Below are 24,903 nucleotides of genomic sequence, written 5' to 3'. Positions count from 1 at the left end.
ACCCGCACCGGGTAGCGCGTGTCGGCTATCGGATCGGCGACCGACCTCGCCGTCATCCGGCTGGGTGGACGTAGAACTGCCTCACGGCCCCGCCGAGGAGGACTGATGGACGCCCCGACACCGCCCCTGTACATCGACCGCCCCGAGGACGTCGCGGTCGCGGCCCGCGCGCTGGCTGGCGGCGCGATCGTCGCGGCGGCGTTCGCCAACTTCTACGTCATCGTCACGCGTCCCGATGCGGCGACCGTACGCCGGGTCAACCTGGCCAAGGGACGACCTGTCCACCAGGTCGGCAGCATCACCACCGCGATCGGCCGGATTCCCGGGATGTTCGACTGGACGCGGATCTCGCCCCGCCTGCCGGTCGGTCGGGTGCGGGCGCTGATGGACGCCCTCTACGGGGCCGGGCCGTTCGGCTTCCGCGGGCCCGCGGCGAACCGGCTCCCCGAGCACCTCACCCAGATCGACCAGGGGATGCGGACCACCCAGGTGATCGCACCAGGGCTGACCTGCCCGTCCAACGCCTTCTTCGAGCGGGCGCTCGCCGAGACCGGAACGGATCACCTCTACATCACCTCGGCGAACCGCTCCCGGCATCTCACCGGCGCGGCGGAGGAACCGGCGCACTGGAAGGCGGGCGCCCTCGCCGCCGACTTCGCCCACCTCGACGACCTGGTGGTGCTGGTCCACCGGGACGAGGCGGCGGCCCGCGCCGCGTACCCGGGCTATCTCACCACCTCGGTCACCCTGCTCTCGTTCCACGCGCCGGAGGGTGACCTCGAAGAACCGCCGGTGCTCACCGTGGACCGGCACGGATCGCTGCACCTGGACGACGTCCGCCGCGCCGCCGCGCCGCTCGGCCTACAGGTGCGCCTGGCCGGCACGGCCCGGGATCGATTGCAGGTCCGCGGGTACGCCGGGGCACTGGTGTGAGCGGCTACCGCATCGGCCTGGTGGTGCCCAGTTCCAACACCACAATGGAAACCGAGATCCCGGCGATGCTGCGCCGACGCGAGACCGTCGACCCGACGGTCCGCTTCACCACCCACGCCAGCCGGGTACGGCTGCGTCAGGTGACGCCCGACGAGTTGGCGCGGATGAACCGCTCCGCCCTGCGGTGTGCCGCCGAGCTGGCCGACGCCCGCTGCGACGTGCTCGCGTACGCCTGTCTGGTGGCGGTGATGTGCGAGGGCGCCGGCGCGCACGAGCGGGCCGAGCGGCGGTTGGGCCGCGCGGCCGGTCGCGCCGGGCACGACATGCCGGTGGTGACCAGTGCCGGCGCGCTGGTCGCCGGGCTGCGGGCGCTGGGTGCCCGCCGGGTGGCCCTGATCGCGCCGTACCTGCCGCCGTTGACCGCTACCGTCGCCGCCTACCTCGCCGCGTACGGCGTACAGGTGACCGAGGCGGTGAGCCTCGGCGAGCCGGACAACGTGGCGGTCGGGCGCATCCCCGCGGCGCGCCTGGTCGAGCTGGCCGATCGGCTGGACCTGACCGGCGTGGACGCGGTGGTCCTCTCCGCCTGCGTGCAGCTGCCGTCGTTGGCCGCGGTGCCGCAGGTGGAGGCCCGTCTCGGTCGTCCGGTGCTCACCGCGGCGACGGCGACCGTGCATCAACTGCTCACCGATCTGGGTGTCGATCCGTACGTGCCCGACGCCGGCCGTCTGCTGGCCGGCTCGACTCCGCGGTGAGCGGCGGGGCTTGCGGTGAGCGGCGGGTTCAGCGCGGCGGGGAGGGGCTCTCCGGCGGCTTGCCGTAGCTGCGCCGGTAGTCCGCGTAGGCCACGCCGGTCAGCACCAGCAGTCCGCCGAGGGAGGCGAACAGCGGCGGCAGGTACAGCGCGGCGGGCGCGATGGCCACCAGCGCCAGCACGCCGCCGGGTCGGGACCACGACACTCGGCTGAACACCTCGTACTCGAAGGAGGCCCGGCCGGCCAGGAACAGCGCCGGACCGCCGAGGATCACCGCCAGCCAGGCCAGCGGGGTCCGTCCGGTCGGCTCGTGCAGCACCAGGTGGAAGCCGGATGCCGTGGTCACGACGCCGGCAATCATCAACAGATGCGTGTACGGCGCGCTGAACAGGAACTTGCTGGGTGACTGGGCCGCCTGGATGGCGGTCGGCAACAGCTGGCCGGACTTGTGCACGTAGATCCGCCAGAGCACCAGTGTGGTCAGGAACGCTACCGCGAAGGCCCCGATGTTCTCGACCTCGTTGTGCTCCAGGCTGAACATGGTGCCGATGGTGAGGATGGCGTCGCCGAGCGCGATGATGAAGAACTGCTGGTAGCGCTCGGAGAGATGTTCCGCCGTGACGTTGCGCTGCTGCTCCGGCACCACCCCGAGCCCGGGCACCGGGTACGCGAGCCGGAAACCGATGTAGTCGATGGCGAGGGCGATGGCCCAGTACGCCATCCGGGCGTCCCCGCTGACGTACGCGCCGATGAGCCACGGGATCGCCGACACCGCGAACCAGAGGAAGATGCGGGCCGCTCGACGCTGGGTCTGCGGGTCGCGGCGTACCGCCGGCATCAGGAACAGCCCACGCCCCAGGTGGATCGCCACGTACGTTCCGGCGAAGACGAGCCCCCGGTCGTTGAACGCCTCCGGGATCGCCGTCGTCATCAGCAGCGCGCCGAACATCACGGCGCTGATCAGCAGCTTGATCTCGTTGCGTTCCGGGTCGTACAGGTCGGTGACCAGCGTGGTGATCGCCCACGTCCACCACACGGCGGCCAGCATGATCAGTGCCTGGCCGGCGCGGTGCCAGTCGAGCTGGTCGACCATAGCCCGTGAGATGAGCGCCAGCGCGACCACGTACACCAGGTCGAAGAAGAGTTCGAGGAGGGTGACCCGGCGCGGGGCCTCCGGGTCGCGCACCGGCGGGCGGTCGGCTCGCGGCGACCCGGGCTCCGGCGCGGGGAGGTGCACGGGATACTCCTGCGGAACCGCTCGACTTGACGGACCCTGTGCGGCCCACCTCAACGGACGGTAACCAGCTGGGCGTGCGCGGGATACCGCGTTCGCCCGCTCGTCCCCCGACCGGGTCGTGTCGGGCGGTTACCCCGCCTGCGGGGATGTGGACGGGATCGCGTCGCCACGGGGGGCGGCGAGGGCGTCGACCAGGCGGCGGGCCGAGCCGGCCAGGTTCCATCGTTGGGCGAGCTCGATCAGCCGCTCCGGGTCGGCCGGTGCGGTCGGCAGCGCGGTTGGCAGCTCCGGCAGGGGCACGTCCAGGGCGACCCGGACCACCGTCGGCGCGACGCCCAGGTAGTCGCGCGCCGCGACCAGCTTGGCGCGCAGGCCCGGTGCGAAGGACGAGTCGGAGTCGTCGAGCGCGGCCAGGATGCCGGCGATGCTGCCGTACCGGTCGATCAGCCGGGCGGCGGTCTTCTCGCCGACGCCGGCCACCCCGGGCAACCCGTCACTCGGGTCGCCGCGCAGCGCGGCGAAGTCGGCATACCGGTCGGCGGGCACGCCGTAGCGGGCCCGCACCGCCGCGTCGTCGCAGTCGTCGAGCTTGGCGACGCCGCGCCCGACGTAGAGCAGCCGGACCGGTCGGGCGTCGTCGACGAGTTGGAACAGGTCGCGGTCGCCGGAGACCACCTCGATGGGGCCCGGCTGGGTCACCGAGAGGGTGCCGAGCACGTCGTCCGCCTCGTAACCGGTCGCGCCGACAGCGGTGATGCCCACCGCCGCGAGGACCTCCAGGATCATCGGCACCTGCGGGGAGAGGGTGTCCGGAACGATCTCGCCGCCCTGCGGGGCGACCCGGTGCGCCTTGTAGGACGGCAGCAGGTCCACCCGCCACGCCGGGCGCCAGTCATGGTCCAGTGCGCAGACCATCCGGTCGGCGCCGCGCACCCGGATCAGGGTGGCGAGCATGTCGAGGAAGCCGCGCACCGCGTTGACCGGGGTGCCGTCCTCGGCTCGGGCGGCGGACTCCGGAATGCCGAAGTAGGCCCGGAAGTAGAGGCTGGCTGCGTCGATCAGCAGGATCGGGGGTCGGTGTGCCACGCCGGACAGCCTGGCACAACCGTCCGACGATCTGGCGTACGCCCGGCCGCCGGTGGTGTCAGCGTCGCTCGTCGGGCCGGTAGACGGTCTCCCGTCGGGCCAGGTGCTGCACGACGTAGCTGGTCACCAGCAGCAGGATCGCGACCACCACCTCGACCCAGGCCGCGACGCCGTCGGCCACTGTGACGCCGATGACCAGCAGGACCAGTCCGACGAGCGCGAGGACCCCGGCCCACAGTTGGCGGCGACGGCGGGACGCCGACCTGCTCGCCTGGTTCGCTGCCACGTCGGTCCTCCCGGTCGGGGAGTCCGGGCGGCTCCCCGATTCCAGGCTATGGCTACCGGTGGCGTTCGATCAGGGAAACCGGCGCGTGGACCGCTGCCGGTCGTGAGCAAAGCGTTCCAATCCGGAACGGACTATAGTCGGGACGGGACCAATGGAGGTAGTCGGTGCGGCGAGAGGATCTTGCTGATGCGGACTGCGGCATCGCGCAGGCGCTCGGCGTACTGGGGGACTGGTGGACGTTCCTCATCGTGCGGGACGTCGCCGGCGGGACGACCCGCTTCGACGCGCTCCAACGCGAGCTGGGCGTCAGCCGTCGGGCGCTGACCGAGCGCCTCGCCGCTCTGGTCGAGCACGGCGTGCTGGAGCGCAGACCGTACTCGCGACACCCACCCCGGTACGACTATCTGCTCACCGTGAGGGGCGAGGGTCTGTTGCCGGTGCTGGTCGCGCTGCAGGACTGGGGAACCAGGCATCTGATGGGTGACGGTGACGTGACCGCGACGGCCGACGCCGGCTCGGCCGAGGCGCGCCGCGCGCACGACCTGGTCGGCAGACGGTTGCCCGAGGTCGTCCTGCCCGCCGCCGACGGGCAACCGGTGGCGGTGGCCGCGACCGACGGGTGGACGGTGCTCTACCTGTTCCCCGGGGCGTACGCGCCGGGGACGCGCGGCTATCCGCCCGGCTGGGCGGAGATTCCCGGCGCCCGGGGGTGCACCCTGGAGTCGACCACGTACGCCAAGCGTCATCCGGACTTCGTGACCGCCGGTGTCCGGGTGTACGGCATCAGCACCCAGCGACCCGACCAGCTCGCCGACGTCGCCGCGTACGCTGAACTGCCGTTTCCGCTGCTGTCCGATGAGGACGGTCGACTGGGGGCGGGGTTGCTGCTGCCGGTGTTCCGCGCGGGTGGGGTGATCCGGTTCAAGCGGCTGACCCTGCTGGTCGACCCGACGGCGGTGGTGCGGGCCGTGCAGTTCCCGGTCACCGACCCGGCCGGCTCGGTGCAGGAGATGCTCACCCTGGTCGGTGAGCACGCAGCGGCCCCCGGCTGACGCCTTCGCGTCGACCGGGGGCACTACGAGCCAACTGGTCCGGGGACCCTGTGGGTGCTGTGTCAGGCCGGGAGCGTCCAGCGCTGGTTGGCGCCGGCGAAGCAGTCCCAGATCTGCAACCGGGTGCCGTCGGCGGAGCTGTTGTCGCTGGCGTCGAGGCACTTGTTCGACTGCGGGTTGCGCAGCGTGCCGTTGGACTGCGCCTGCCAGACCTGCGCGCCGCTGCCGTTGCAGTCCCAGAGTTGGACCTTCGCGCCGTTGGCGGTGGAGCCGCTGGTGATGTCGGCGCACTTGCCGAGGGCGCGCAGCGTGCTGTCGCTGGCCACGGTCCAGGTCTGCGCGTTGGTGCCGTTGCAGCCCCAGAGCTGGACGGCGGCGCCGTTGGCGGTGCTGGCCGAGGCCACGTCGACGCACTTGCCGGCGATCCCGGTGATCTGACCGGTACGACCGGTCGGCGGCGGGGTGGTGCCGCCCATGATGGTGTCGTACATGGCGCTGAGCAGTGAGGTCGAGCCGCTGGTGTCCTGCGACAGCTCCCAGTTCATCACGCCGCCGGCGTTGGCCAGCGCCCACTGCGTCTTGCGCTTGACCGTCGGAATGCCGTTCCAGCACTGCTGGCTGCCGCCGATGGTGGCGCAGTCCCGGTTGGCGTTCGCCGGGTCCAGTCCGACCAGGTACGAGTAGTTGTAGTAGACCGGGCGGCTGTAGAACGGGATGCCGAGGACGGCCTTGCTGGCCGGCAGGCCACGGGCCTTCCACAGGTTGATGCTGTTGATCGACCAGTCGTAGTTGGCGTGCGGGCTGCCGCCGTCGTACGCCATGATGTTGAGCCAGTCGACCTGGTTGAACACGGCTGGCTGCACGCCGTCGACGGAGTAACCCTCGGAGACCACGGCGGCGGTGAGCAGCTTGCCGCGACTGTGCAGGGCGCTGCTGAGCTGCGTCATGAGCGCCGTGTAGTTGTTGGCCGAGGCGCCCGGGTCGGGGTACTCCCAGTCCATGTCGACGCCGTCGAGGTTGTACTGGTTCACGAAGTTGACCAGGTTGTTGACGAAGTTGGTGCGGCTGGTGGCGTTGGCGGCGAGCGCCTCGAAGGCCGAGTCGTTGCCGTCGTTCCAGCCGCCGACGGCGATGGAGACCTTGACGTTGTTGGCGTGCCCCTGGGAGACCAGCGAGGAGAGCCGAGCCCCGTCCACCCCCTGCAGGGTGCCGTTGCTGTTGGGCAGGACGAAGGCGTAGTTGATGTGGGTGAGCTTGTTGTACTGGATGGTGTTGATGTTGCCGGCCCAGGAGGGCATGTAGCCGACGCTCTTGAAGTTGTTCGGCAGCACGACGGCCTGCGCGGGGGCGCTGGTGACGGTGAGGGTGGCGCCGGCCGTGGCCAGCGCGAGCAGGCCGGCGGCGAGGGCGCGGCGCAGTGGTGAGGACATCGGGGGCCTTCCCGTGGGCGGGGGACGACGCCCGCCCGCGCAGGGTTGTCGCGGGCGGGGGGTGCGGGGGACGCAGGGACGGGTGGGCCTCGAGGCAGCCAAATCTTAAAGAGTGTTAACTGTCCGCGTCAATCAACGTCGATGGATTTTCCGACGATCGGTGCCGATATGGGGTTTGCCCAAACGACCGTTAAGCTGGCGGGGTGGGAATCGACGAGCTGTATCCGCCCGACCGGCTGGTCGCCGCGCAGCGCGCGACAGCCGCCGCCGGCCTGGACGCCCTGCTGCTCACCCCCGGCTCGGACCTGCGGTACCTGACCGGGTACGACGCCCACGCGGGGGAGCGACTGACCTGTCTGGTGCTGCCCGCCGAGGGCGAACCCACACTGATCGTGCCCAGGCTGGAACGCCCCGCGGCGGAGGCGGCCCCGAACACCGGGGTACGCATCGTCGACCACGTCGACGGCACCGACCCGTACCCCCTGGTCGTCGCCGCCCTCGACGGCCCGGTCGCGGCGGTCGGGCTCGCCGACCGGATGTGGGCCGAGCAGGTTCTCGGCCTGCGCGCGGCGCTGCCCGACGCCACGCAACGGCTCGCCGGGGAGGTACTGCGCGAGTTGCGGATCCGCAAGTCCCCGGCGGAGGTCACGGCGCTCGCCGAGGCCGGCGCGGCGATCGACGAGGTGCACCTGCGGATGGGCGAGTGGCTGCGCCCCGGTCGCACCGAGGCCGAGGTCGCCACCGACATCGCCGCGGCGATCCGCGCCGCCGGGCACGTCACCGTCGACTTCGTCATCGTGGCGGCCGGGCCCAACGGAGCCAGCCCCCACCACGGCACCTCCGACCGGCCGATCGGCGTCGGCGAGCCGGTGGTGGTCGACATCGGCGGCACGATGGCGTCGGGCTACCGCTCGGACTGCACCCGCACCTACCTGGCGGGCGGGTCGGCGCCGGCCGACTTCCTGGACTACTACGCGGTGCTGCGCGACGCCCAACGCGCCGCCGTCGAGGCGGTGCGGCCCGGGATCACCGGCGCGGCGGCCGACACCGCGGCCCGGGCGCCGATCGCCGCCGCCGGCTACGGTGCCGCGTTCCTGCACCGCACCGGCCACGGCATCGGTCTCGACGGGCACGAGGAGCCGTACCTGGTGGCCGGCAACGACCGACCCCTCGAGGCCGGCATGGCGTTCTCCATCGAACCGGGCATCTACCTGGCGGGCCGGCACGGCGCCCGCATCGAGGACATCGTCGTCTGCACAACGGACGGCGTGCAACGGCTCAACACCACCCCCACGGAGCTCATCGCGCTATGACTGTCGACCGGATCCTCCCCACCGACGAGGCCCACGACCTGCTGGGTCTCGCCACCGAGCTCGCCGACGGCGAGCTCGCGCCGAAGGCCGCGGCCTTTGAGGAACGCGCCGAGTTCCCCCGCGAGGTGCTGCGCACGCTGGGCCGCGCCGGCCTGCTCGGCCTGCCCTACCCCGAGGAGTACGGCGGCGCGGCGCAGCCGTACGAGGTGTACCTGCAGGTGCTGGAGATCCTGGCCAGCCGTTGGCTCGCGGTCGCCGAGGCGGTCAGCGTGCACACCCTGTCCTGCTACCCGGTGGCGGCGTTCGGCAGCGACGAGCAGCGCAAGCTGCTGCCGGACATGCTCGGTGGCGAGTTGCTGGGCGCGTACTGCCTCTCCGAGCCGCAGGGTGGCTCGGACGCGGCGGCGCTGACCACCCGGGCGGATCGCGACGGCGACGCGTACCTGGTCTCCGGCACCAAGGCGTGGATCACCCACGCCCGCACGGCCGACTTCTACAACGTCTTCTGCCGCACCGGCGGACCCGGCCCGAAGGGGATCTCCTGCCTGCTCGCCGACGCGGGCACGGCCGGCATCACCCCCCAGGCGGCCGAGCGGACGATGGGGCTGCGCGCCTCCCCGGTGGCGCAGATCGCCTTCGACGAAGCGCGGGTGCCGGCCGACCGGTTGATCGGCGGCGAGGGGATGGGCTTCACCATCGCGATGTCCGCGCTGGACTCCGGCCGGCTGGGCATCGCGGCGTGCGCGGTCGGGCTGGCCCAGGCCGCTCTGGACTACGCGGTCTCCTACGCCCGGGAGCGCCAGCAGTTCGGGCGCTCCATCATCGACTTCCAGGGGCTGGGGTTCCTCCTCGCCGACGCGGCCACCCAGATCTCCGCCGCCCGCGCGCTGACCCTGGCGGCGGCCCGGCTACGCGACGCCGGCCGCCCGTACTCGATCGAGGCGGCCAAGGCGAAGCTGTTCGCCACCGACATGGCGATGCGGGTGACCACCGACGCGGTGCAGGTGCTCGGCGGCGCGGGTTACGTGGCCGACCACCCGGTGGAGCGGTACATGCGTGAGGCGAAGGTGTTGCAGATCGTGGAGGGCACCAACCAGATTCAGCGGATGGTGATCTCCCGGGCGCTGGCCAAGGGCTGACGACGGTACGTGGCGGTGGGGCTGCGGTGGGTGCGTCACGGCCCACCGCGGCCCGCCGCTCGGGTACCTCGTCGCCGTGCGACGGTTTTCCCGGTAGGTTGCACGCCGTGGAGGAGATCGACCGCGCTATCGTCGCCGCGCTGACCGCCGACGGCCGTCTGTCGTACACCGACCTGGCCGAGCGGGTGGGGCTGTCGGTGTCCGCCGTGCATCAGCGGGTCCGTCGGCTGGAGCAGCGCGGGGTGATCAAGGGGTACGCCGCCCGGGTGTCGTTCGAGGCACTGGACCTGCCGCTCACCGCTTTCGTGGCGATCCGGCCGTTCGATCCGTCGCAGCCGGACGACGCCCCGGAGCGGTTGGCCCACCTGCCGGAGATCGACTCCTGCTATTCGGTGGCGGGGGAGGACTTCTACCTGCTGCTGGTGCGGGTGGCCAGCCCCACCGATCTGGAGCGGGTGCTCCAGGAGATCCGCACCTCGGCGAACGTCACGACCCGCACGACAGTGGTGTTGTCCACGCCGTACGAGAACCGGCCGCCGAAGATCAGCTCTGCGGCACCGAGTCGGTCGCGGTCCCGGGCGCCGGAGGAGCCGGCTGGTTCCACCGCAGGATGACCTGCCGGCCGTGTTCGTGACCGAGCGCGCTGACCGTGGCGGTTTCCAGGCGTAGGCGCCCGCCGGCGGACGGGGGCAGGCCGATCCAGCGGGCACCGAGCACCCGCAGGCTGTGCGCGTGCCCGACCAGCGCGACGGTGCCTCGGTCGAGCAGCGGGGTGACGCGGGCCAGCACCCGGTCGAGCCGTTCGCCCACCTGCGCGGGGGACTCCCCGCCGGGGCAGCCGTCGGTCCAGATGTTCCAGTGCGGATCGTCGTCGTGGATGTCGACGGTGGTGCGGCCCTCGTACTCGCCGTAGTTCCACTCGGTGAGGTCCTCGTCGACGGTGTCGACGGTGAGCCCGGCCAGCTGCGCGGTGCGCAGCGCCCGGGAGCGGGGGCTGGCCAGCACGGTGACGAAGCGCCGGCCGGCCAGGAACGCGGCCAGGGTGCGGGCCTGTCGCTCGCCGTCGGGGGTCAGCTCCAGGTCGGTGTACGAGGTGTGCCGCAGGCTGGCGCTCCAGGTGGTCTCGCCGTGTCGGATCAGCAGGAGCTCTCCCATGCGGTCAGTTAACCATCGTGGGGCGTGGCCGACAGGCGACCCTCCCACTACCTATCTTCCTAGGATGCCTTAGCGGGTGTGCCGACCGGCACCGCCAGTTTCGGCACCCGGAGACCGGGCAAGCGAGCCGGGACAGCCGCCAGACCGAGGAGGCGCGATGAGCTTCACCGAGAAGGCAAAGAACAAGGTTGAGCAGATGGCCGGCGCCGCGAGGGAGCGCGTCGGCGACATGACCGACAACGAGTCGATGCGTGGTGGGGGCGCGAGCCAGCAGGGCGACGCGCGCGCCAAGCAGGCCGGGCAGAGCATGAAGGATGCCGGCAGCAAGATCAAGGACGCCTTCAACAAGTGACCTGAGCGGTCGTCGGGTCCCCGGGCAGCACCTGCCCGGGGACCCGACGTGTGGCCACTGGGGTCGGCGGTCCCGCGCCCGCACCGTCGATCATGGAGTTGTGATGCCTGGTTTGGGGCCTCACGGGTGCTTGGTCACCCACCACAACTCCATGATCGACGGCCCGAGAGCCTCCGGTGCCGCGAGCTTGCACTTTCTGTTGCGGCAACTCGGGTCGATGACCGGACGTGCAAGGTCGACGCGGGCGTGCGGGGCAGTGAGGACAGTTCGCGTTTGGGATGATCCTCGGCGTGATTCGACTTGGGCTTCGCCCGTTGTGGTGTGGCGTACTGGTGGCGGCGGCTGTTGTCGGCGGTGCCGCGTGTACGGCCTCGCGGGTACCGCCGCCGGACCGGCCGGTCTTCGTTGGATCGTCCGCCTCGTCCGGTGCGCCGTCGGTCGGCGCCTCTTCGGCGGTGCCGTCGACGGGTGTGCCGTCGGGCAGCGCCTCGTCTGCGCCGGCGGTTGGAATGGTGCCGGGCGCGACGCGGGCGGGCATGCGGCCGCCGGTCGTCGATCACGGGCCGCGGATCGGCAACAGGGTCGCGCTCACCTTCGACGCGGACATGACCGACGGGATGTTGGCCAGCCTGCGGGCCGGCCGGGTGAAGTCGTACGCCAACATGCGCATCCTCGACCTGCTGGAGCGGGAGCAGGTGCCGGCGACGTTCTTCCTGACCGGCAAGTGGGTGCAGCGCTATCCGGAGGTGACCCGGCGGATCGCCGGTAATCCGCGCTTCGAGTTGGCCAACCACACCTACGGGCACGCGGCGTTCACCGCCGACTGTTACGACCTGCCCCGGCTGCCGGTCGACGAGCTGGCCGGTGATGTGGCGAAGACGTTCGAGGTGATCGCGCCGTACGGGGGTCGGCAGACCCGGTACTTCCGGTTTCCGGGGTTGTGCCACGACGCGGCGGCGTTGGATGCTTTGGCGCCGCTGGGCGTGACGGTGGTCGATGGGGACGTGGTCAGCGGTGATCCGTTCGCGACGGCGTGGAAGCCGCTGGTGCGGGCGGTGTTGGACCACGTCCGGCCCGGGTCAGTCGTGATCATGCATGTGACCGAGGCGAACGCGGCGATGACTGATGAGGCGTTGCCGCACATCCTGGCCGGGCTGCGTGAGCGAGGGCTGGTGGCGGCGCCGTTGTCCGAGGTGCTGACCGGCGCCTGAGGCGACCGAGGCAGCCAGGGGCATCACGCTCGTTCCACATCGACGCCTGCACTGTCGTCGTCGCGGCGGGTGGATCGCCGGGCGTCGGTTACCAGCATCAGCACCAGGATGGCGATGGTGGTGACGAGCTGGACTGTCGCTGGCAGGGTGACGCCGATGGCAACGGTGGCCGGTGCCGCCGCCGCGGCGGCGAGTCGGGCCGGGGGGATGGGCAGGCGTAGGGCGCGGCGGACGGCGGCGATGCCGACGAGGTAGAGCGCGACGCTGTTGAGCCAGGCGTAGCCGGTGTAGAGGTACCAGAGCAGGCCGAGGATCAGGGCGCTGCGGCCGAGACCGACCCAGTTGAGGTGGGTTTCGAGGGCGTGGGCCAGTTGGGTGACGGTGAGGACGAAGACGACGTCGAAGAAGACCTCGTCGAGTGTGACCCGGTCGCCGGGGCCCCTGTTGGGGGCGGGCCGGGGGTGTCTCATGGTGGTGGACGCTAGTCGTCGGCGGTGTGGCGTTCCGGGTTGGTGATTCTCCTGGGTCCGGGTGGTGGCCGGTCGCGAGTCTGCCGGTGACGGGCACGATCAAGCCCCCGGGTGGGGACTCCCGGGGGCTTGATCGTGGGTGGGTCAGTCGTTGCGGTGGTCGTGCCACCACTGCTGGCCGTTGGCGGGCAGGGTGTCGATCGGGTCGTAGTAGGCGTAGCGCTTGTTGAGCGCCTCCAGGTCGGCGGATTCGATGGAGGTGCGGTAGTTCTTCGTCCAGTAGGAGATGCCGCGCTCACGGTCGTAGTCGGTGAGCATGTGCACCCAGCGCTTGCCGACGAAGGGGACGTCGCAGACGATGCGGGGGGTGGCGTAGCCGGGGAGGTAGCCCATGATGTCGTGCTGGAGTTGCTGGGCGTGCCAGACCGGGACCCGCCAGTGTTCGGCGTTGGGGATCATGTCGCACATGTAGAAGTAGTACGGCAGGATCCCGGCTTCGCCTTGGAGGGCGAAGCAGAGGTCGAGCAGTTCCGGGGTGGTCGCGTTGACGCCGCGCATGAGGACGCCCTGGTTGCGGACGTCGCGGACGCCGACGTCCAGGGCGGTCTGGGCGGCCTTGGCGACCAGTGGGGTGAGCGACTGGGCGTGGTTGACGTGGGTGTGGATGGCGAGGTTGACGCCGCGGCGGGCGGCGGTGCGGGCCACCCGCTCCAGGCCCTCGACGACGTCGGGCTGCAACCAGTGTTGGGGTAGGCCCATGAGGGCCTTGGTGGCGAGCCGGATGTCGCGGACCGTCTCCAGTTCCAGCAGGCGCATGAGGTACGACTCGAGGTTGCGCCAGGGGACGTTGGCCACGTCGCCGCCGGAGACGACCACGTCGCGGACACCGGGGTGGGCCTTGAGGTAGGCGATGTGGGCGTCGTAGCGGTCGACGGGCTTGAGGGTGAGTTTGAGTTTGTCGACGGCGGGGGTGGAGTTGCCGACGAGGTCCATGCGGGTGCAGTGCCCGCAGTACTGGGGGCAGGTGGAGAGCAGCTCGGCGAGGACCTTGGTGGGGTAGCGGTGGGTGAGGCCTTCGGCGACCCACATGTCGTGCTCGTGGAGGCTGTCGCGGCTGGCGTAGGGGTGTGAGGGCCAGTCGGTGCGTCGGTCGGAGGCGACCGGGATCATGTAGCGGCGGATGGGGTCGGCGAGCAGCGCCTCGGTGGTGAGGGTCTCGAACGGCACCATCGTGTTGATCATTTGTGGTGGCACCAGCATGGACATGGTGGCCAGGGCCAACTGGTCGGCCTCAAGGTCGGCGTAGAAGGTCTCGTCGATCAGGTCACCGAAGACGGCGCGGAGCTGCTTGATGTTCTTGACGCAGTTGACGCGCTGCCACTGGGCGGATTCCCACTGGTCGCGGGTGACGTGGCGCCAGCCGGGGAAACGGGTCCAGTCGGGTTCGACCAGGGGGCGGCGGTGGTACTCGTAGGGCTGCCCGGCGGTCGGTGTGGCGGCCGGGACGTGACGGGGGTGCGGGATGGTCTGGGTCACGGCCCCTCCTCGGTGTTGCGGCTGATCATCGGAGCCCGAAGGCTACTGGAAAATATTCGGTACAGAAACTAGTCTGCCGTAAGTTTTCCCGTTACGCGAGCCTGGACCGGGGCTTCGGACGGCTGGCAGGGGGAGGTTGGCGTGACGTCACCGGTGGGACTGCACCGCGTCGTGCAACCGGCGGGGGTGCTGCCGCAGGCGGCCTGGCGCCTGGACACGTCGGCGGCGATCGGGCCGAACGAGGTGCGGATCCGGGTGCAGCGGCTCAACCTGGACGCGGCGAGCTTCCGGCAGTTGTCGGAGAAGCACGGCGGGAACGGTGACGCGGTCCGCGCCGAGGTGCTGGAGATCATCGCGACCCGGGGGAAGATGCAGAACCCGGTGACCGGGTCGGGCGGGATGCTGATCGGCACGGTCGAGGAGGCCGGCCGGCGGTCCCCGCTGGGGCTCAAGGCGGGGGAGCGGGTCGCCACCCTGGTGTCGCTGACGCTGACGCCCCTGGTGATCACCGACGGGTTGGCCCGCTGGGACGGGCGCAGCGAGCAGGTGCCCTGCGACGGGTGGGCGATCCTGTTCGCGCGGTCCATCGCCGCGGTGCTGCCCGACGACGAGGACCCGCAGTTGTCCCTCGCCGTGCTGGACGTGTGCGGGGCGCCCGCGCTGACCGCCCGGGTGGTGTCGCGCTACGTCGAGGAGCGTCGGCGTACCGGTGATCCGACGCCGGTGCGGGTCGCGGTGATCGGTGGGGCGGGTAAGAGCGGGTCGCTGTCTCTCGCGGCGGCGCGACGGGCGGGCGCCGCGCGTACCGTCGGGGTGGTGCCGGTGGCGGCGGAGCGCGACGCGCTGACGGCCGCCGGTCTGGCGTCGGTGGTGGCGTTGGCCGACGCGCGTGACCCGGTGGGGTTGTCCACGGCGGTGACCACCGCGCTGGGGGTGCCGGCGGACGTGACGGTGGTCTGCGTGGACGTGCCGGGGTGTGAGCACGGGGCGGTGCTGGCCACCGCGGACGGCGGCACGGTGATCTTCTTCTCGATGGCGACGAGCTTCTCCGCTGCCGCGTTGGGCGCGGAGGGATTGGCGGCGGACGTGACGATGCTGGTGGGCAACGGGTACGTGCCGGGGCACGCGGAGTTGGCGCTGGGGCTGCTGCGGGCCGAGCCGGGGGTGCGTCAGCTGTTCGCGGCGCGGGTCGCGGCAGACTGAGGTCATGACGAACCCCTCGACGTTGTATCGCGGCGGCGTGCTGCACTGCCCCGCCGATCCGAGCGCCACCGCGCTGCTGGTGTCCGGTGGGCGGATTGCCTGGTTGGGGACCGACGGTGACGCGCCGCCGGCCGACCGGGTGGTGGACCTGGGCGGGACGTTGGTGACGCCGGCGTTCGTCGACGCGCACGTGCACGCCACCGACACCGGGTTGGCGTTGTCCGGGTTGGCGTTGTCCGGGGTGCGCTCGGCGGGGCAGCTGCTCGACGCGGTGGCAGGGTTCGCGGCGGGTCTGCCGGCGGACGCGGTGGTGCTCGGGCACGGCTGGGACGAGTCGGGGTGGTCGGATCCGACGTTGCCGGACGCCGCGGCGCTGGACCGGGCGGCCGGTGGTCGGCGGGTGTACCTGTCGCAGGCGTCGATCCACTCGGCGTTGGTGTCGTCGGCGTTGCTGGCGGCGTGCCCGCAGGCGGCGCAGGCGGCCGGGTACGACGCGTCGGGCTGGTTGCGGCGCGACGCGCACCACGTGGTGCGGGCGGCCGCGCAGGCGTCGGTGAGCCGGGCGCAGCGGGTCGCGGCGCAGCGGGTGGCCCTGGCCCATGCGGCGTCGTTGGGGATCGCGGCGGTGCACGAGTGTGGTGGCCCGGAGATCTCCGACGAGGAGGACTTCACCGGTCTGCTGGGCATCTCCGGCGCGGGGTTGCCGGAGGTGTACGGGTACTGGGGTGAGTTGGGTGGTGCGGCGCGGGCGCGGGAGTTGGGCGCGGTCGGCGCCGGTGGGGACCTGTTCGCCGACGGGGCGTTGGGCTCGCGCACGGCGCACGTGTCGCAGCCGTACGGCGACGGCGACGGTGACGGCTGTGGGCACGGGTACCTGTCGGTCGAGCAGGTGCGCGATCACCTGCTGGACTGCGCGGCGCACGGCATGCAGGGCGGTTTCCACGCCATCGGTGACGCGGCGATCGGCACCGTCCTCGACGGGTTCGCGGCGGCGGCGCGGACGGTGGGGGTGGAGCGGTTGCGGGCGGCCCGGCACCGCATCGAGCACGCGGAGATCATGAGCAAGGCGTTGATCGCGCGGTTCGTGGAGTACGGGGTGGTGGCGAGCATGCAGCCGGCGTTCGACCGGTTGTGGGGTGGCGCGGGCCGGATGTACGAGACGCGGTTGGGGTTGGACCGGTCGTTGGAGTCGAATCCGATGGGTGCGATGCATTCGGTGGGGGTGGCGTTGGCGTTCGGGTCGGATTCGCCGGTGACGCCGCTGGACCCGTGGGGGTCGGTGCGGGCGGCGGTGGCGCACCACAACCCGGCGCAGCGGATGAGTGTGCGTTCGGCGTTCGCGGCGCACACCCGGGGCGGGTGGCGGGCGGTGCACCTGGACGTCGAGGGGGTTCTGGCGTTGGGTGCGCCGGCGACGTTCGCGGTGTGGTCGACGCCGGCGGGGGTGGAGCGGGGTCTGCCGGTGTTGCAGGCCGAGGACCCGGAGGCGCGGGGTCCGGACGATCCGACGCCGCTGCCGGTGTGTCGGCGCCTGGTGCTGCGCGGTGAGGTCATCTACGAGGAAGGGTCGCCGTGAGTCAGAGAAGCGAGCGAGCCATCAGGCACAGCAACGAGTGGATGGTCGATGAGCAAGCTTGATCTTGATCCGGTGCTGGTGGCGCGGGCGCGGGAGTTGGCGCGTCGGGTCGGGCAGCCGGTGGTGGACCTGGCGCGCAGCCACACCACGGTGTCGGTGGAACGGGCGGTCCTGCGGTTGGCCGGGGTGACCGGCGCCGACCCGGACGGCATTCCGTGGGTGAACCGGCTCGTCGACGCGGTCGCCGCGGACGTGGGGTTGGGTCACGGGGTGGCGGTGCCGGTGTTCGACGCCCTGGCCCGGGAGGGCAGCACCGACGTGACGTTGCTGGCGCAGAAGGCCGCGGCCGGGTCGGTGCGGTTCACCCAGCCCACCGGGCGGGCGGCCACGGCCGCCCGGTCGGCGGCGCGCAAGGCCGTCGGCGCGGGCATTCGGCGCATCGACCGGCGGCGCGCCGAGCGGGACCGGCTGGTGAAGCGCCACGGTGACCCGGCGAAGCGGCCCTGGATCTACCTGATCGTCGCCACCGGCGACATCTACGAGGACATTCCGCAGGCGCAGGCGGCGGCGCGCGCCGGCGCGGACGTGATCGCGGTGATCCGCTCCACCGGGCAGTCGTTGCTGGACTACGTGCCCGAGGGCGCGACCCGGGAGGGGTTCGCCGGCACGTACGCCACCCAGGAGAACTTCCGGTTGATGCGCGCGGCGTTGGACGAGTCGTCGAAGGAGGTGGGCCGCTACGTGCGGTTGACCAACTACGCGTCCGGGCTGTGCATGCCGGAGATGGCGACCCTGGCCGGGTTGGAACGCCTCGACATGATGTTGAACGACTCGATGTACGGGATCCTGTTCCGCGACATCAACCCGGTGCGCACGTTCGTCGACCAGCGGTTCTCCCGGCAGGTGCACGCCCGCGCCGGGATCATCATCAACACCGGTGAGGACAACTACCTGACCACCGCCGACGCTGTCGACGAGGCGCACACGGTGACGGTGTCGCAGCTGCTCAACGAGTTCTTCGCGCACGAGGCGGGGTTGGCGGACTGGCAGTTGGGGTTGGGGCACGCGTTCGAGATCAACCCGGAGGTGCCGGAGTCGTTCCGGTTGGAGTTGGCGCACGCGTTGCTGGCCCGGGAGTTGTTCCCCGACGCGCCGTTGAAGTGGATGCCGCCGACGAAGCACATGACCGGTGACGTGTTCCGGGGCAACCTGCTCGACGGGTTCTTCAACCTGGCCGGCGCGCTGACCGGTCAGGGCATCCTGCTGGTGGGGATGATGACCGAGGCGGTGGTGACACCGTGGTTGTCCGACCGGGACATCGCCCTGCAGAACGTGCGCTATGTCCTGGGCGCGGCCGGTGGGCTGCACGAGGACTTCGTGCCCGCGCCGGGCGGGTTCATCCGCCGCCGCGCCAACCAGGTCCTCGGTGAGGCACTGGACCTGCTGGAGCGCATCGGGGAGCAGACGCTGCTCACGGCGATCGCCGAGGGCACCTTCGGGATCATGAAGCGGCCGGCGGACCGCGGCAAGGGCCTGTCCGGGGTCGCCGCGCACGAGGCCGACTACTGCAACCCGGCCACCGACATCCTGGAGGCCGCCGCGTGAGCGGGGAGAAGCAGATCGTGCGTCCGTACGGGGACACCACCGGTGACGGCATGGTGCAGGTGTCGTTCACCCTGCCGGTGACCCACGACAAGCGCGCCGAGGGCGCGGCGGTGCAGTTGGCCAACAAGATGGGCATCGACCCGGCGATGGTGGTGCACGCCAAGCCGATGGGCGACGGGTTCACGTTCTTCGTCGTCTACGGGCGGGTCAACCACCTGGTCGACCTCAACGCCGTGCAGGTGGTGGAACGTGACTTCGCGCTGCTGTCGGCGAAGGACGTCAACACGGTGATCAAGCAGCGGTTGCGGCGCAAGCTGTCAGTGGTCGGGGCGTGCATCGGCACCGACGCGCACACAGTGGGCATCGATGCGATCCTCAACGTCAAGGGCATCGCGGGGGAGAAGGGCCTGGAGTATTACCGGGAGTTGAAGGTCACCAACATGGGCGCGCAGGTCAGCGTGCCGGAGCTGGTGGAGACCGCCCGGGCGGAGAAGGCCGACGCGGTGCTCGTGTCGCAGGTGGTCACCCAACGTGACGCGCACCTGCACAACACCCGGGAGATGTCCGCCGCGTTCCGGGAGGCGATGCCGGCGGGGCGGCGGCCGCTGCTGATCGTCGGTGGTCCCCGCTTCGACGAGACGATGACCGACGAGTTGGGCGTGGACCGGATCTTCGGTCGGGGCACCACGCCCGGCGAGGTGGCCAGCTACCTGGTGCACGCCCTGATCACGCAACGGAAGGCGATGGCATGACCGACGCACGGCTCGGGTTGACGGTGACGCACCGACGGTATGTGCCGTACTCGCACGCCCACTACGCCGGGAACCTCGTCGACGGGGCGTACGCGCTCGGGTTGTTCGGCGACGTCGCCACTGAGGTGTGCATCCGCACCGACGGCGACGAGGGCCTGTTCGCCGGGTACGCCGACGTGCGCTTCCACGCACCCGTGCACGCCGGGGACGTGGTCGAGGTCACCGCGCGGGTGTCGCGGGTGGGCACCCGCAGCCGCACCCTGGAGTTGAGCTGCGCGGTGGTGTGCCGGGGTCGCCCGGACCGCTCCGCGTCCGCCGCCGAGGTCCTCGACCCGCCGATCGTGGCGGTCACCGCGACCGGCACCGTGGTCGTCCCCGCCGCGTCGTGACCCTGGCGGTCTGCGCCGACGTCGGCTCCACGTACACGAAGGTGGCGGTGGTGGACCTGGCCGCCGGTGTCCTGGCCGGCGCGGCGTCGGCGCCCACCACGGTGGGCACCGATGTGCTGCACGGCCTGGACGCCGCGGTCGCGGCAGCTACCGCCGGGCTCGGCGTGCGCGACGTTGCCTGGTACGTGTGCTCGTCGGCCGGTGGTGGGCTGCGGCTGGCGGTGATCGGCTACGAGCCGCTGGTCACCGCGCAGGCCGGCCGGCGGGTCGGGTTGTCCGCCGGCGCGCACGTGGTGCACGTCGCGGCCGGGCGGCTCGGCGCCGCCGACCTGACGGCGTTGCGGGCGGCCCGCCCGGACGTGGTGCTGCTCGTGGGTGGCACCGACGGCGGCGACGCCGACACGATCACCCACAACGCCACCCGCCTGGCCCGGGCCCGGTGGCGCCGGCCCGTGGTGTACGCGGGCAACGCCGACGTGCGCGAGCAGCTGACCGGGCTGCTGCGTGACGCGGGTGTGCCGGTCACCGACGCCGACAACGTCCTGCCGCGCATCGGGGTGCTCGCCCCGGCGTCGGCGCGGGCGGCGATCCGCGCGGTGTTCCTGCGCCACGTCATCGGCGGTAAACGACTGTCGCGGGGTGCCCGGTTCGCACGGTTGGTGCGGGCGGCCACCCCCGACGCGGTGCTCACCGGTGTGGAGGTGCTCGCCGACACCCTCGGCGGCGACCTGGCCGTGGTCGACGTGGGTGGGGCCACCACCGACGTGTACTCGGTGCTCACGCCCGACGAGCGGGCCACCGGGCCGGGTCGGGAGGTCGCCGGCAGTCTGTGGCGGGCCCGCACCGTGGAGGGCGATCTGGGCATGCGGTGGAGCGCCCCCGGGGTGGTGCGGGCCGCCGTGGAGGAGCGGCTGCTCGCCGTCGGCGACGCCGACGACCTGGCCGCCGCGGCGGCGCGACGGGCGGCCGACCCGGCGTTCCTGGCCGCCGACGACGTCGAGCGGGCCGTGGACCGGCGTATCGCCACCCTCGCCGCGACGGTGGCGCTGCGCCGGCACGCCCGGGGCGCCGCCACCGGTGAGCGGGCCGGGCGGGACCTGCGCGACGTACGGATGCTGGTGGGCTCCGGTGGGGTGCTGCGGCACTCGCCGGCGGACGTGTCCGGGCAGGTGCTGACGGCGGTCCTGGCCGACCACGCCGGCGGGTGGGCGCTGCCGCGCGCCGCCGCCGCGGTGGTGGACGCCGATTACGTGTTGGCCGCCGGAGGGCTGCTCGCCGAGGAGCACCGGGCGGCCGCGCAGTCGCTGCTGCGTCAGCATCTGCGTACGCATTGAGACTCGCCGACCCGACACGCCGTGTCGCAACACACGACAGGCCGGCTGCGGGTTGACAAGCGACGGGGGTCGGCACGTACCGTCTTTGAGTCCTACCACGGGAAGCGGCTGTTGTTCGCTTCGTCCCTTCGTCCGCTGGCCGAGCGACATGTTTGAGCGTCATCGTCGCGGCGGCCAGGTCCAGCGGGCGGGGGTCGGCGGGGCGGCGCGAACCGGCCGCGGTTACCGGTGTACGGGCAGGGTGAGGTGCACGGCCAGTAGACAACGGCCCGGCGGGGGCAGCCAGTCCACGTCCGGTCGGTCCGAAGGTCGTCGTGCCCCATCCTCGCCACACCGGCCGGGAAGGGCCTGGGAGCATCGGGGCGCGGCGCGAGCCGCGCCCCGATTTCATGTCCCCCGGGCGGTTCGTGCCCGACGGCCCGACGCGGCCGGTTCACCCGCCAGCCAGGTAACCTTCGCCCCGTGATCGAGGTGAAGCGGTGACGACCCTGGACCGGGATGAGACGCACTCCCCGGCGGCGCTGCCCCGGCCGGTCGCTCCCGGTCGGCCGCTGCCGCTGCGGGTCGCCGTGCCCCTGGCCGTGGCCGCCGGGCTGGCTCTGCTGGTGGCGTTCCCCCCGTACGGGGTGTGGCCGCTCGCGCCGGTCGGGGTGGCGTTGCTGGCCGCCGCCGCGCACCGGCGGCGGTTGCGCGCCGGCGCCGGCCTGGGCTTCCTGACCGGGGTGGCGTTCTTCGCCCCGCTGCTGGCCTGGACGAACCTGCACACCGGCTACCTGCCGTGGGTGCTGCTGTCGCTGCTGCAGGCCGGCTACCTGGCGTTGCTGGGCGCGGCCACCGCCTGGGTGTCGCCGCTGGTCGACCGCGCCCGCTGGGCGTGGCCGACGCTGACCGGGCTGCTCTGGGTCGGGCAGGAGGCGCTGCGCGACCGCACCCCGTTCGGCGGGTTCCCGTGGGGGCGGTTGGCGTTCAGCCAGGACGGCTCACCGCTGCTGCGGCTGGCCGCGCTGGGCGGCGCCCCGTTGATCACCTTCGTCGTGGCCCTCATCGGCGGGTTGCTGGTGAGCGCCGTCTGGCGGGGCTGGATCACCGCCCAGCGCCACGCAGCTGAGCCCACCACCACGCCGAGCGACGCCGTGCCGGGCGCTGACGGCCCGCTGGACGCCCCGCCGACCGTCGGGGGTGCGGCGGGGTGGCGCTGGGCGCCTGTGGTCGTACCGGCCGTCGTGGCCGTCGCGCTGACCGCCGGGGGTCTGCTGGTGCCGGTCGCCACCGCCGGGTCCGGCGCCGACGTCACCGTGGCGATCGTGCAGGGCAACGTGCCCCGGCTGGGCCTGGACTTCAACGCCCAACGGCAGGCGGTGCTCAACAACCACGTCGACGCCACCATCAAGCTGGCCGAGCGGGTGGCCGCCGGGCAGCAGCGCAAACCCGACCTGGTGGTGTGGCCGGAGAACTCCAGCGACATCGACCCGCTGCGCAACCCCACCGCCGGTGCGCGCATCTCGCAGGCCGCCGACACCATCGGCGCGCCGATCCTGGTCGGCGCGGTGCTGCTGGGCCCCGACGCCGGGCAGGTCCGCAACGCGGGCATCCTGTGGCGCCCCGGCACCGGCGCGGACCTTGAGCAGCTGTACACGAAACGCCACCCGGTGCCGTTCGCCGAGTACGTGCCGCTGCGCGACGTGGCCCGCATGGTCAGCAAGAAGGTCGACCTGATCCGCAACGACTTCGTGCCCGGAAGCACCCCGGGCGTGGTACGCGCCGGGCCCACCGTGCTCGGTGACGTGATCTGCTTCGAGGTCGCCTACGACGAGGTGGTCCGCGACACCGTCACCGGCGGCGCGCAACTGCTGGTGGTGCAGACCAACAACGCCACCTTCAACGTGGCGGAGGCCCGCCAGCAGATGGCCATGGTGCGGCTGCGGGCGGTGGAGCACGGACGGCCGGCGTTGATGGCCTCCACGGTCGGGGTGTCCGGGTTCGTCGCACCCGACGGGCGGGTAAGCGATGCCACCGGGTTCAACACCCGGGAGGTCGTGGTGCGGCAGTTGCGGCTCGACGACGGACGCACCCTCGCCACCCGCCTCGGCTGGTGGCCCGAGGTGGCGCTCGCCGCGCTGGCCGCGGCGGCCCTGGTCGGTGCGGCGGTGCTGCGCCGGCGGGAGCGGGGCAGGCCCGGATAGCAACAGCCGGTACGCCGGCGGGAGCGGAGGAACCGTGATCCAGGCGACCGATACGATCCGACGCGCGGACGAGGTGCCCGGGGTGGGCCGGGTGCTGGTGGTGATTCCCACCTACAACGAGGCGGACAACATCGCTGTGATCGTGGGCCGGGTCCGGCGGGCCGCCCCGGCGGTGCGGATCCTCATCGCCGACGACAACAGCCCCGACGGCACCGGCGCGATCGCCGACGCCCTCGCCGACGGCGACGCGCACGTGCAGGTGCTGCACCGCCGGGGCAAGCAGGGCCTGGGCGCTGCGTACCTGGCCGGGTTCGGGTGGGCGCGCGACCGTGGCTACCAGGCGGTCGTGGAGATGGACGCGGACGGCTCGCACGCTCCGGAGGACCTGCCGGCGCTGCTGGATGCCGCCCGCGACGCCGATGTGGTGATCGGCTCCCGGTGGACCAGGGGGGCGCGGGTGCTCAACTGGCCGCTGCGGCGGCTGTTGCTGTCGCGCGGCGGCAACCTGTACGCGCGTCTGGCGCTGGGCATGCCCGTCTCGGACGCCACCGGCGGTTACCGGGTGTACCGGATCAGCGCGTTGGACGCCATCGACCTGGATTCGGTGACCTCGCAGGGCTACTCGTTCCAGGTGGAGCTGTCGCGGCTGGCGCACCGCGCCGGGGTACGGATCGTGGAGGTGCCGATCACCTTCGCCGAGCGGGAACGCGGCGACAGCAAGATGAGCCCGAAGATCGTGGCCGAGGCGCTGTGGCGGATCACCGCCTGGGGAGTGCGCGACCGACGCCAGGCGGTGCGCCGGGGCCTGCACGGCACCGCCACCGGCCAGGCACGGTGGCCGTGAGCGCGGCCGTGTCATGCTGGATGAGCGGGACACGGCCGTGGTGTCCGCAGGAATGGCGATGAGGTGAGATGCGCCGAGGACTGAGGTTCGTACCGTTGGCCCTGTTGCTGGCGGTGGTGCTGGAGCTGGCGGTGTTCGTCGGCGTGGGGCGGGCGCTGGGGTTCGGCGTGGCGGTGTTGCTGGTGTTCGCCGCGTCCCTGCTGGGGTTGGTGCTGCTGCGCCGCGAGGGGATGCGCGCCTGGCGTGGTTTCCGCGCCGCGGCGGCGGCCGGACAGCCCCCGGGTGGGCAGGTGACCGACGGGCTCGTCGGTCTGGCCGGTGCGCTGTTGCTGGCGGTGCCCGGCCTGGTCAGTGGGGTGGTCGGGTTGCTGCTGCTGGTGCCGCCGGTGCGTCGACTGGCCCGCGCCGGGGTGCGCCGCGGCACCGAGCGGCGGGTGTCGTCGATGGTCGCCGGTGACCTGTTCGGGCCCCGCACGGTGCGGGTGCGCCAAGGTGCGCCGCAACCGTCCCCGCAGCCGGAACAGCCGGTGGTGGTCGACGGCGGTCGGGCCATCGAGGGCGAGATCGTCGAGCCCGGCCGGCACTGAGACCAGGCCACCTACCGCGCTCAGGACAGACACGACGGCGCCCCCGGGGAAAACCCCGGGGGCGCCGTCATCGTGCGTCGTGCGGCTCAGGCGCGGCCGCGGCGGGTCCGAACCTCCTGCAGGCGCTCCTCCAGGATGTCCTCCAGTTCGGCGATGGAACGCCGCTCCAGAAGCATGTCCCAGTGGGTACGCGGCGGCTTGGCCTTCTTCTGCTCCGGCTCGTTGCCGTCGACGAGTCGGGCGACGCTGCCGTCGAACTTGCATTCCCAGGTCGTCGGGACCTCGGCGTCGACGGCGAACGGCACCTCGAACTGGTGGCCCTTGGCGCAGAGGTACTCGCGGGTCTGACGCGGCGCGAGCTCCGTGTTGCGGTCGGATTCATAGCTCACCGCGCCAAGGCGGCTTCCGCGCAGCATACGCTCGCCCATGATCGACTTCCCCTCGTTCGTGGTGCTGGTCTTCTGGGTGTAACGGT

General features: G+C 72.1%; 25 protein-coding genes. 17 read left to right on the top strand and 8 right to left on the bottom strand.

Going from position 1 to position 24,903, the window contains the following annotated elements; genetic code table 11:
* Positions 1-105 precede the first annotated feature (105 nt).
* Together ACIA47_RS00730 and ACIA47_RS00725 are read left to right on the top strand one after the other, a co-directional pair.
* Entirely contained in the window at positions 106-933 is an 828-nt protein-coding gene (locus ACIA47_RS00730) for a hypothetical protein (protein ID WP_396704255.1), read from the top strand.
* Positions 930-1,688 carry an Asp/Glu racemase gene (locus ACIA47_RS00725; protein WP_396704253.1) on the top strand — a complete coding sequence of 253 codons (759 nt, stop codon included), beginning with the start codon at positions 930-932 and terminating at the stop codon, positions 1,686-1,688. The genes ACIA47_RS00730 and ACIA47_RS00725 overlap by 4 nt, the downstream gene beginning before the upstream one ends.
* A gap of 28 nt (positions 1,689-1,716) precedes the next feature.
* Here the strand turns inward: ACIA47_RS00725 and ACIA47_RS00720 are convergent, their stop codons facing one another.
* From ACIA47_RS00720 to ACIA47_RS00710, 3 genes are all read right to left on the bottom strand, one after another.
* Positions 1,717-2,925, bottom strand: coding sequence for a low temperature requirement protein A (locus ACIA47_RS00720; RefSeq protein ID WP_203125659.1), 1,209 nt, complete (start codon positions 2,923-2,925; stop codon positions 1,717-1,719).
* A 129-nt stretch (positions 2,926-3,054) separates the two neighbouring features.
* Complete coding sequence (locus ACIA47_RS00715) at positions 3,055-4,011, bottom strand: 5'-3' exonuclease H3TH domain-containing protein (RefSeq protein ID WP_396704250.1); 957 nt, start codon at positions 4,009-4,011, stop codon at positions 3,055-3,057.
* Between the two features lie 58 nt (positions 4,012-4,069).
* Positions 4,070-4,297, bottom strand: coding sequence for a hypothetical protein (locus ACIA47_RS00710; protein WP_396704248.1), 228 nt, complete (start codon positions 4,295-4,297; stop codon positions 4,070-4,072).
* A 164-nt stretch (positions 4,298-4,461) separates the two neighbouring features.
* Here ACIA47_RS00710 and ACIA47_RS00705 point away from each other — a divergent pair, with 164 nt between their 5' ends.
* The gene (locus ACIA47_RS00705) at positions 4,462-5,349 is read left to right on the top strand and encodes a winged helix-turn-helix transcriptional regulator (RefSeq protein WP_396704246.1); all 888 of its coding nucleotides are present in this window, start codon (positions 4,462-4,464) and stop codon (positions 5,347-5,349) included.
* A gap of 62 nt (positions 5,350-5,411) precedes the next feature.
* Here ACIA47_RS00705 and ACIA47_RS00700 read toward each other — a convergent pair whose 3' ends face one another.
* Complete coding sequence (locus ACIA47_RS00700) at positions 5,412-6,779, bottom strand: glycosyl hydrolase family 18 protein (RefSeq protein WP_203125655.1); 1,368 nt, start codon at positions 6,777-6,779, stop codon at positions 5,412-5,414.
* Positions 6,780-6,982: 203 nt separating this feature from the next.
* On the opposite strand from ACIA47_RS00700, the gene ACIA47_RS00695 reads away from it, so the two are divergent.
* The 3 genes from ACIA47_RS00695 to ACIA47_RS00685 all read left to right on the top strand — a co-directional run bounded on the left by ACIA47_RS00695 (position 6,983) and on the right by ACIA47_RS00685 (position 9,845).
* The gene (locus tag ACIA47_RS00695; RefSeq protein WP_396704243.1) at positions 6,983-8,092 is read left to right on the top strand and encodes a M24 family metallopeptidase; all 1,110 of its coding nucleotides are present in this window, start codon (positions 6,983-6,985) and stop codon (positions 8,090-8,092) included.
* Positions 8,089-9,231: an acyl-CoA dehydrogenase family protein gene (locus ACIA47_RS00690; protein ID WP_112588011.1), complete on the top strand. Its 1,143-nt coding sequence runs from the start codon at positions 8,089-8,091 to the stop codon at positions 9,229-9,231. Before ACIA47_RS00695 ends, ACIA47_RS00690 begins: the two co-directional genes overlap by 4 nt.
* A 107-nt stretch (positions 9,232-9,338) precedes the next feature.
* Positions 9,339-9,845, top strand: coding sequence for an Lrp/AsnC family transcriptional regulator (locus ACIA47_RS00685; protein WP_091398289.1), 507 nt, complete (start codon positions 9,339-9,341; stop codon positions 9,843-9,845).
* Here the strand turns inward: ACIA47_RS00685 and ACIA47_RS00680 are convergent.
* On the bottom strand, positions 9,775-10,386 hold the full coding sequence (locus ACIA47_RS00680) for a histidine phosphatase family protein (protein WP_203125304.1): 612 nt from the start codon (positions 10,384-10,386) through the stop codon (positions 9,775-9,777). The genes ACIA47_RS00685 and ACIA47_RS00680 overlap by 71 nt on opposite strands.
* A 157-nt stretch (positions 10,387-10,543) precedes the next feature.
* On the opposite strand from ACIA47_RS00680, the gene ACIA47_RS00675 reads away from it, so the two are divergent.
* Together ACIA47_RS00675 and ACIA47_RS00670 are read left to right on the top strand one after the other, a co-directional pair.
* Positions 10,544-10,738 (top strand): CsbD family protein, encoded by a 195-nt coding sequence (locus ACIA47_RS00675; protein WP_203125302.1) that lies wholly within the window; start codon positions 10,544-10,546, stop codon positions 10,736-10,738.
* 509 nt (positions 10,739-11,247) lie between these two features.
* Positions 11,248-11,949, top strand: coding sequence for a polysaccharide deacetylase family protein (locus ACIA47_RS00670; RefSeq protein ID WP_396704240.1), 702 nt, complete (start codon positions 11,248-11,250; stop codon positions 11,947-11,949).
* A gap of 23 nt (positions 11,950-11,972) precedes the next feature.
* Here ACIA47_RS00670 and ACIA47_RS00665 read toward each other — a convergent pair whose 3' ends face one another.
* Positions 11,973-12,419: a low temperature requirement protein A gene (locus ACIA47_RS00665; protein WP_396704238.1), complete on the bottom strand. Its 447-nt coding sequence runs from the start codon at positions 12,417-12,419 to the stop codon at positions 11,973-11,975.
* Positions 12,420-12,563: 144 nt separating this feature from the next.
* Entirely contained in the window at positions 12,564-13,955 is a 1,392-nt protein-coding gene (locus ACIA47_RS00660) for a KamA family radical SAM protein (protein WP_396704236.1), read from the bottom strand.
* Positions 13,956-14,108: 153 nt separating this feature from the next.
* Here ACIA47_RS00660 and ACIA47_RS00655 point away from each other — a divergent pair, with 153 nt between their 5' ends.
* The 9 genes from ACIA47_RS00655 to ACIA47_RS00615 all read left to right on the top strand — a co-directional run bounded on the left by ACIA47_RS00655 (position 14,109) and on the right by ACIA47_RS00615 (position 24,428).
* The gene (locus tag ACIA47_RS00655; protein WP_396705315.1) at positions 14,109-15,158 is read left to right on the top strand and encodes a zinc-binding alcohol dehydrogenase; all 1,050 of its coding nucleotides are present in this window, start codon (positions 14,109-14,111) and stop codon (positions 15,156-15,158) included.
* Positions 15,159-15,162: 4 nt separating this feature from the next.
* Positions 15,163-16,734, top strand: coding sequence for an amidohydrolase (locus ACIA47_RS00650; RefSeq protein ID WP_396704234.1), 1,572 nt, complete (start codon positions 15,163-15,165; stop codon positions 16,732-16,734).
* A 48-nt stretch (positions 16,735-16,782) separates the two neighbouring features.
* Positions 16,783-18,339 carry a lysine 5,6-aminomutase subunit alpha gene (locus ACIA47_RS00645; protein WP_396704232.1) on the top strand — a complete coding sequence of 519 codons (1,557 nt, stop codon included), beginning with the start codon at positions 16,783-16,785 and terminating at the stop codon, positions 18,337-18,339.
* Positions 18,336-19,091 carry an OAM dimerization domain-containing protein gene (locus ACIA47_RS00640; protein ID WP_387166491.1) on the top strand — a complete coding sequence of 252 codons (756 nt, stop codon included), beginning with the start codon at positions 18,336-18,338 and terminating at the stop codon, positions 19,089-19,091. The genes ACIA47_RS00645 and ACIA47_RS00640 overlap by 4 nt, the downstream gene beginning before the upstream one ends.
* A complete protein-coding gene (locus tag ACIA47_RS00635; RefSeq protein WP_203125289.1) occupies positions 19,088-19,480 on the top strand; it encodes a hotdog domain-containing protein in 393 nt (130 codons plus the stop codon). Before ACIA47_RS00640 ends, ACIA47_RS00635 begins: the two co-directional genes overlap by 4 nt.
* Positions 19,477-20,814, top strand: a complete 1,338-nt coding sequence (locus tag ACIA47_RS00630) for a glutamate mutase L (RefSeq protein ID WP_396704229.1) — start codon at positions 19,477-19,479, stop codon at positions 20,812-20,814. Before ACIA47_RS00635 ends, ACIA47_RS00630 begins: the two co-directional genes overlap by 4 nt.
* Positions 20,815-21,335: 521 nt before the next feature.
* On the top strand, positions 21,336-22,997 hold the full coding sequence (lnt, locus tag ACIA47_RS00625) for an apolipoprotein N-acyltransferase (RefSeq protein ID WP_396705313.1): 1,662 nt from the start codon (positions 21,336-21,338) through the stop codon (positions 22,995-22,997).
* A gap of 34 nt (positions 22,998-23,031) precedes the next feature.
* Complete coding sequence (locus tag ACIA47_RS00620; protein ID WP_396704227.1) at positions 23,032-23,841, top strand: polyprenol monophosphomannose synthase; 810 nt, start codon at positions 23,032-23,034, stop codon at positions 23,839-23,841.
* Positions 23,842-23,909: 68 nt separating this feature from the next.
* The gene (locus ACIA47_RS00615) at positions 23,910-24,428 is read left to right on the top strand and encodes an FxsA family protein (protein WP_396704225.1); all 519 of its coding nucleotides are present in this window, start codon (positions 23,910-23,912) and stop codon (positions 24,426-24,428) included.
* Positions 24,429-24,514: 86 nt separating this feature from the next.
* Here ACIA47_RS00615 and ACIA47_RS00610 read toward each other — a convergent pair whose 3' ends face one another.
* Entirely contained in the window at positions 24,515-24,856 is a 342-nt protein-coding gene (locus tag ACIA47_RS00610) for an RNA polymerase-binding protein RbpA (protein ID WP_091398247.1), read from the bottom strand.
* Between the last annotated feature and the right edge of the window lie 47 nt (positions 24,857-24,903).

This window comes from Micromonospora sp. NPDC051227 (genome assembly GCF_044455385.1).
In the GTDB taxonomy this organism is placed as follows: domain Bacteria; phylum Actinomycetota; class Actinomycetes; order Mycobacteriales; family Micromonosporaceae; genus Micromonospora.
Note: the sequence above shows the minus strand (reverse complement) of the source record. Positions and strands in the feature narration are given on the sequence as shown.